The sequence below is a fragment of the Pseudoselenomonas ruminantium genome (assembly GCF_900113715.1).
In the GTDB taxonomy this organism is placed as follows: domain Bacteria; phylum Bacillota; class Negativicutes; order Selenomonadales; family Selenomonadaceae; genus Selenomonas_A; species Selenomonas_A caprae.
Map to the genome: position 1 here is coordinate 42,369 of NZ_FOQK01000023.1, position 7,796 is coordinate 50,164.

At 55.9% G+C, this 7,796-nt stretch carries 6 protein-coding genes; 3 read left to right on the plus strand and 3 right to left on the minus strand.

The annotated features are described in order from the left end of the window. Positions 1 to 47: 47 nt before the first annotated feature. Both BM181_RS11600 and BM181_RS11605 read right to left on the minus strand, forming a co-directional pair. Positions 48 to 1,367: a sensor histidine kinase gene (locus tag BM181_RS11600; protein WP_075445119.1), complete on the minus strand. Its 1,320-nt coding sequence runs from the start codon at positions 1,365 to 1,367 to the stop codon at positions 48 to 50. 10 nt (positions 1,368 to 1,377) lie between these two features. Continuing rightward, on the minus strand, positions 1,378 to 2,106 hold the full coding sequence (locus BM181_RS11605; RefSeq protein ID WP_173371048.1) for a LytR/AlgR family response regulator transcription factor: 729 nt from the start codon (positions 2,104 to 2,106) through the stop codon (positions 1,378 to 1,380). A gap of 186 nt (positions 2,107 to 2,292) precedes the next feature. Between BM181_RS11605 and BM181_RS11610 the strand changes: the two genes are divergently transcribed. From BM181_RS11610 to BM181_RS11620, 3 genes are read left to right on the plus strand one after another with little or no spacing between them, the layout of a single operon-like run. After that, positions 2,293 to 3,333: an HD domain-containing phosphohydrolase gene (locus BM181_RS11610; protein ID WP_075445123.1), complete on the plus strand. Its 1,041-nt coding sequence runs from the start codon at positions 2,293 to 2,295 to the stop codon at positions 3,331 to 3,333. Positions 3,334 to 3,335: 2 nt separating this feature from the next. Then, complete coding sequence (locus tag BM181_RS11615; RefSeq protein WP_075445125.1) at positions 3,336 to 4,454, plus strand: BMP family ABC transporter substrate-binding protein; 1,119 nt, start codon at positions 3,336 to 3,338, stop codon at positions 4,452 to 4,454. Beyond that, the gene (locus BM181_RS11620) at positions 4,447 to 6,972 is read left to right on the plus strand and encodes an ATP-binding protein (RefSeq protein WP_075445127.1); all 2,526 of its coding nucleotides are present in this window, start codon (positions 4,447 to 4,449) and stop codon (positions 6,970 to 6,972) included. Before BM181_RS11615 ends, BM181_RS11620 begins: the two co-directional genes overlap by 8 nt. Positions 6,973 to 7,028: 56 nt before the next feature. On the opposite strand, the gene BM181_RS11625 is transcribed toward BM181_RS11620, so the two are convergent. Continuing rightward, positions 7,029 to 7,430 carry a hypothetical protein gene (locus BM181_RS11625; RefSeq protein ID WP_075445129.1) on the minus strand — a complete coding sequence of 134 codons (402 nt, stop codon included), beginning with the start codon at positions 7,428 to 7,430 and terminating at the stop codon, positions 7,029 to 7,031. Positions 7,431 to 7,796 lie beyond the last annotated feature (366 nt).

The following is a 7,796-nucleotide window of genomic DNA, read 5'->3' on the forward strand; positions in this document are numbered from 1 at the left end:
AAGCAAAAACAAAGGAGACTTCCTTCCGGAAGTCTCCTTTTTCGTGTCTAATCCGTTCCCTGCCAATAGACCATCACCGTGACCCAGCCATCCTGTTGGCGGAAATCACACCGGGCATGATACTTTTGGATAAACGACCGCAACGAGATCATGCCTGTGCCATGTCCGGGCAGCTCACTGTATGGCAGTCCATCCGCATCGAGCAGCAGCGGCTCGGCAAACCGATTGGCCACCGATAGAACGAACTGCCCGCCCGTATACTGCGCGGATACCTTGACCGCACGATCGGTGACCGGCTGCCGCATGCTCGCGTGCAGGGCATTCTCCAGCAGATTGGACAGCAGGATAGCCATATCCGTATCCATGCCGGTCATCTCCCGCGGCAAGTTCACTTTCTGCTGCAGTGGGATCTCCAGATTACCCAGATGATACACATAGATCGACAGCGTCGCATTGATCAGGTCATTGGCGCAGAATTCCTGCAAAGCCGTGTGCTCCAGCTCCGCTGCCTGCTTGTCGACCAGCTGCCTGGCCTCGCTGATGCGCCCCCCATCCAGCAGGGTACCCAACAGCCGGTTGTAATGGCGCATATCATGGCGCAGGACGCGCAGCGCCTGGCGCTTCTCTTCCTCGAGCCTGGTGTACTCCCGCAGGGAGTAGAGCTGCTGCGCCAGCAGATTATTGCGATTGACTTCCGCCGTATGCTCTGACATCTGATGTCCAGCCATCAGCACCAGCCGGAACATCAAGAAGAAGAAAATGGGCAGGGCCAGCCGGCCCACGCGTTCGGGCACGCTATGATAGAGCTGCCCGTCCAGCATCGGCAAAGCATAGGCAAACAGCACCACTAAGGGCATCAAAGAGATATACAGCCCCAAAGGCCGATATTGGAAGAAACGCTGCGTTGGCACCAAGCGGCTGAACAAGCGCCGCTCCAACGGGATCAGCAGCGTGAACAGCAGCAGATAGCAGCTCAGCAGTGCCAGCATGTGCAGGATATAGCTATAATCCCCGGGCAGGAGCCCGCCGACGATAAACCCGCTGATCGTATGCAGCAAAAGCGAAAACAAGCTGTGCATCCCCAGGACAAACAAATGCTGCACAAAGCCCCGCGGAATGCAGTAATAAGCCAGCAGGAAAAAGGGCACCCAGCCAAAAGCCACCAGCAGTTTGAAACGCAAGACATCCCCGTCATACATGTTCAGAACAGCGGTATAGCCTAAAACCGCCAGGACACCCCAGCCAACCGACAGCCATTGCAGCTTGCGCCGCTGAGCAGCCAATACAGTCCTGGCAAAGGGCAGGTAACGGAGCCATACCCCCGTAAGCTGCAGACAGACCAATGCCAACGCCAAGAGAACTACCATTGCCAGCCCCTCACTTTCTGAGCAGATACTCCATATATTCATGCGCCGTCTCACGGTAAAGCCGCCGGCTTATGGGCAGGCGCTCGCCATTATTGAGCGCAAAACCATCATCCGTCAGCGCGGACACCGCCGCCAGATTGACCAGCACATGATTGTAGCACTCGGTGAAATCAGCCACATCCAATGCTGCAGCCACATCCGCATAGGGATTATCGACAGCCATCTCGGCCCCCGACAGCAAGTGGATGACACAGCCGCGCCGCCCGCCTACCCGGCGGCCGCCCTGGACATCGATATAGGCAATGCGCTCCCAAGGGACCTTGACCGCGCGGCCATTCAGCTGCACCAGAAGCGAACTGTCTGCCAGCAGCGGCAACAGGCGCTGCAAGATATCCATAAGCTGCGTCCGCGCTTGTTCGACCGGCTTCAGCAGGTACCCTGCCGGATACGCCTGATAGCCCTCCAGCGCAAAATCGGCACTGTTCGTCAGAAAAATGATGGGCAGCTGCGCCGCCTGCTTGCGGACAGCAAGTGCCGTCTCGATTCCATTGATCCCCTGTATGCAGATATCGAGAAACACCAGTTGGAACATCTCTGGCGCAAAGCTGGCCAGGAATTCCTCGCCACTGGCGAAAAGCTGCATATCCGCCTGCGCTACAAGCTCGATTCCGCAAGTGCGCAAGACTTGTTGCAAGGCATCCCGCGCCTCGGCTTCATCATCAACAATAGCAATTTTCACAACTTTCCCCCACAAAAAAATCCAGAAAATCACTTCTACCATCATTATACATGATTTTTCTGAAATAGGAAGATTTTACCATTTTTGGCAAGAATCTACCACCTTTGGCAAGAGCATGGCATCCCGCCCCAAAGTCCGCTAAAATCAAGGTGAGAACAACTATCCCAACAACAAAGGAGGCTCACCATGAAGGCTACGCCAACCAAGCGTTACAACATACTGGCCATCGACGACGATGCCATGAACCATATGATGCTCGAAGCCATCCTCAGCAGCAGTTACGGTTTCACTGCGGCCGCCAGCGGCCCCGAAGGCCTGTCCATGCTGTCTGAGCAGGCGTTCGACCTCATCCTGCTCGATATCAATATGCCGGAAATGAACGGCTTTGATGTTCTGGCTGCACTGCAGCAATCACCGCAGACCAAGGAGATCCCCGTGATCATGCTTACAGGCGACCTTGATCAGGAAACGGAAGTCGAAGGCATCCAGGCCGGGGCCTTCGATTTCGTCCATAAACCATTCATTCCCACCCTGATCCTGCGGCGCATCGAAAGGACGCTCGAACTGAAGGCGCTGCAGCATCATATGCAGCAGGAAATCGACCGGCAGACAGCGATTGCTCAGCAGCAGCTGGCATCTACCCAGCGTCTGTTCCGCGAGATGATCGAGACGCTGGCCGATACGATCGATGCCAAGGACAAGTACACCAACGGCCATTCCCACCGCGTAGCGGAATACGCGCAGGAAATCGCCCGTCGGGCAGGAAAGCCGGCAGACTATCAACGCGCCGTGTATTACATGGCCCAGCTCCACGATATCGGCAAGATTGGCATCCCCTCAAGCCTTATCAACAAGACTACGAAACTGACTGACGCGGAATATGCAGAAATCCAGCAGCATACGATCATCGGCAGCGAGATCCTGGCCCATGTGACCGAGATGCCTGAGCTTGCCGATGCTTCCCGCAGCCATCATGAGCATTACGACGGCTCAGGCTACCCCGATGCGTTGGCTGGCACAGCCATCCCGGAAAAAGTCCGCATCGTCGCCGTTGCCGATATTTACGATGCAATGACGTCCAAACGCAGCTACCGCGATGTCTTGCCCCAAAGCATCGTTCGTCAGGAAATAATAAACGCCCGCGGCACACAGCTTGACCCATTCTTTGCCGATATCATGATTCAAATCATTGATGAGGATACGGACTACAAACTCCGGGAGGGCTAACCATGAACGACTACAAACAACGCAGCTTATCCCAATGGGGTACGCTGCTCATCATCAGTTTCATCCTCATTGTCCTGACTGCCGCCTGCTGGATTTTTACCACCAGCACGTTCGACCAGCCAAAACCAAAAGCCGGCATTATCCTGCTCGGCGGTATTGACGAAGAAGGCTGGAATGCCCCACAGTACCGCGGCATCCGCAAAGCATGTGACAATATGGGCATTGAGCTGCTGACCAAGGAGCGCATCACAGCCCCAGGCGACTGCACCAAATCCGTGCAGGAATTGGCCAATGCAGGTGCTGGCATGATTTTCCTGGCCAGTTATTCCTATTCGGAAGAGGCGCAGAAATTCGTGCGCGAATATCCGCAGATCGCCTTCGGTACCAACTCGGCTGAATGCCATGCCCGCAATATGACCTCCTATTTCATCCGCATGTATCAAGGCCGGTACCTGGCCGGCGCACTGGCTGGCATGCGCACCAAAAGCAATGTCATCGGCTATGTTGCGGCCATGCAGAATTCCGAAGTCAATCGTGGCATCAATGCCTTTGCCCTGGGCGTACAGCAAACCAACCCGCAAGCCCGCGTTGTCGTCATGTGGACCGGCAGCTGGCAGGACGAGGAAAAGGAAGACGCTGAAGCCCGCCGTCTGATAAGCGAAGCCGGTGCTGACGTCCTGACCTATCATCAGGATGAGCCAGCAGCCGCCAATGTCGCCGAGGAGCACGGCATCGACTACATCGGCTACTATGAGGATCTGGGAAAACATGCCTGGCGCTCCGACCATGCACTGACCTCCGTAATCTGCAATTGGGACCGCTACTACGAAGACATCATCCGCCGCTTCCTCAAAGGCGAACTCAACTACGTCGATAAGCAATGGGTCGGCATGGAAGCTGGCTTCGTTGAGTTATGCGATTTCTCTGCCGCCGTCACCGCTGACGAAAAAGCCAAGCTCGAGCAGCTGAAGCAAGCCATGCTCGCCGGCCGGTTCATATTCGCCGGCGAGATCTACGATCGTCAAGGCAAACTGCGCTGCCGCCCCGACGAATCCATCCGCGACGACCGCCTGCTCCAGCACATGGACTGGCTTGTAAAGGGGGTAGACATCCTTGAATAATCGCAGAAAAATGCTGCTGACGATTGCCATGACGATGTTCCTGCTCGTGCTTGCAGGCATCTTCATCCAACAGAAAATCGTCACCATGCTGAATAATGCGGCCGAACACTCCGTAGCCCGGCAGACCGAGGATATCTCGCTGCTGGCAGGTGAGCGTTTCCGCCGCTTCCTGACCCCGTTGCAGACCGCCGCCATGCATCTGAGCACCCATGAAGAGGACAAACGGGATGTATTGAACATGTTGTCCCTGCAATGTCCCGAAGGACAGGCCGGCCTGATCGACTTCCAGCGCCATACCATAGGCCGCCCTGTATCGAGCGACTCCTTTCCGCGCTTGCAGCTGGCCTTCCACGGCAATACAGTCATCGACTATAACCCTGACATCGGAATCCTGCTCGCTACACCAGTCGTCTATGAGGACAACGTCCGCTATGTCCTCTACCAAGTCTATCCGATTGGCGCACTGCCCAAACTATTTGCACTCTCTGACTACGATGCCTTCACGCATGTCATCATCCAATACCGCGACGGCAGTCTGGCCGTCCCCTATGAAAACTACACCACCGAAGACGCGCGGTTCTGGGGCGATGATGCCATCCAGCAAGGCATGCGCGAAGTCCACCGGCGTCTCCAGCGCAATAAAGCCGCCGCAGTCTACACCGAAGGTGCCGAAGGAAAATTCTTCGTCTTTGGTGCCGACCTCCCCCAGACCGACTTCTCCATGATCGGCTATATGCCCTGGTCAGCAGTCGCGGGACAGATTGTCAGCGTCTATCAGCGCGTGTTCTTCCTCTTCACGCTGATGCTTGTCTTGTTCGCCTGCCTGAGCATCTATCTGCTCATGGCCCAGACGCGCGTAGCTGAAAACGAGGAGCTGCGCCAGGCGCGGGCAGCTGCCGATGCCGCCAATCAAGCCAAGAGCCAGTTCCTCGCTAACATGAGCCATGAAATCCGCACACCGCTCAATGCCATCAGCGGCATGAATGAGATGATTCTGCGGCAGGCGCCACCAGGCGAAATCAAGCACTACGCCCACAACATCAAATCGGCCTCGACGGCCCTGCTGAGCCTCATCAATGAGATCCTCGACTTCTCGAAGATCGAGTCAGGCCATATGGAACTCGTCCCTGCCGACTACCAGCTGACCAAGATACTCCGTGAAGTCTGCACCATCGTCGGCGTGCGCGCTCAGGCCAAAAACCTGCAATTCAAGGTACACGTCGATCCCTATCTGCCCAATGGCCTGCATGGTGATGCTGGCCGCCTGCGCCAGATCCTCATCAATCTCCTGAACAACGCCATAAAGTATACGCCGGCAGGATCGATCACCCTCGATATCAGCGGCCGCCGGAATGAGAGCACGCTCTATCTGCGGGCCGCCGTGACCGATACAGGCATCGGCATCCGCGACGAAGACAAGAGCCGGCTGTTCCATGTCTTTGAACGGCTCGACATCAAACGCAACTGCCAGATCGAAGGCACAGGACTCGGACTGGCCATCACGCAGCGCCTGCTGAAGATGATGGCTGGCACCATAGATGTCACCAGCACCTACGGCACTGGCAGCACCTTTACGATCGAGCTGCCGCAGGCCATCCACTCCTTCGATCCAGTCGGCGCCTTCAGCCTGAATGCCTCGCCGGAATTCGAGGATGCAGACATCCCGCAGACCACCTTCATCGCTCCCGCCGCCCATGTGCTCATCGTCGACGACAATGAGATGAACTGCTTCGTCGCCGACAGCCTGCTCAAGGAGACACAGGTACAGACCGTCATCGCCCATAGCGGTGCCGACGCACTGAAGGCCTTGCAGCAGCAGTCCTTCGATGTCGTCCTGCTGGACTACATGATGCCTGGCATGGACGGGGTGGAAACCCTGCATAAGGCAAAAGAACTATTAGGCGACAGCTCCACCCGCTTCATCGCGCTGACGGCCACCGCCCTTTCCGGCTCGCGGGAAAAATTCCTCCACGAGGGCTTTGACAACTATCTCAGCAAGCCCATGACCGGCGAGGATCTCGCCGCCATGCTGCATCGCTACCTGCCGCCCGGACTGGTGGAAAAACCGCCGAAGCCTGCACCAGCAGCACCACAGCCAGCCCCCCAGGCTGCTGACAGCCCCGCGCCGCCGTCACCGGCTGCCGAAGCCCCGCCGCTTATCGACCGCGAGATTGGCCTGAAATACTGCAACAACATCCAAGCACTCTACGACAAAGTCCTCGCCATGTTCAGCGAGCAATCCGCAGCCAAGATCACGCAACTCGACCGTGACCTGACTGCCGCCGATTGGCAGGACTACCGCATCAATATCCACGCACTGAAATCATCAGCCCTGACCATCGGCTGCCGCGCACTCAACGAAGCAGCCAAAGCACAAGAACAAGCCGCCAAAGACTATCTGGCAGCTGATGCCTCTCCCCAACAGCAGGACCAGGCCGTTGCCTATATCGAACAACATCACGATAACATCATGAAACTCTATCAGCAAGTCGCCAAGCTTGCTGCCGGCCAGGCATGAAAGCAGGCTGCCGCACGCATCTATAACGTGCAGCAGCCTGCTTTTTCCGTTCTAAATCATTTATTCGTATGCCAATGCGTACGCACATTGCCGATATGCCAATGATAACGATGCTTGTACCGCGGGATCTGGCTGTCTTTGAGCTGGAAAGTATGGTGCACCTTCTGATTCGGCGCTACCTTCACATTCGTATGTTGATGAATGCTGGGATTCTGATAGATGATGCCGCCATTCGGATTACTAACCGTAAGGTCATATTGGATTTCCTTAGCATAAGCCGTCCGATCACCAGTATTCTCAAAATACCCACTGACCGCCGCCCTGCCTGGGGCTGTGAGTTTGACGTGCTCTACATGGAAAATGATATGCGGTCTAGCCTCTGCCCCTTGCAGGCAAAACACACTGCCCAGAACAAACACAGCCACGAACGCCAAAAATGTGGATTTGAAAATGCGCATAGAAAAGCCTCCCCTGATAACTTGCGCGAAATACTCTTTCCGATAGCATTAAACCACCTTGCCATTAAATGCACCTTAAAAATCCAACCTATATTTTTCAAATTGCAGTTTATCTGTCCGTACGTGGTTAAAACAAACTCGGTACAGCTCAGCTTGGGTGGGGGCGGGTGCACTTTTTCTCCGCTTCCGCTAAATGACCCGCGCGGCTGCTTTAGTACGTACTTAGATACATGTGCCGGGCAGGCCAGCGGCACGCCAATACATCGAATCGTTCTAGGAAGTACGTGCTGCAGGCCATCCCTCACTGCGTTCGGGCAAATCGCTCCCGCTGCGAAGAAAGTGTACCCGCCCCCGCCCTCTGCTACG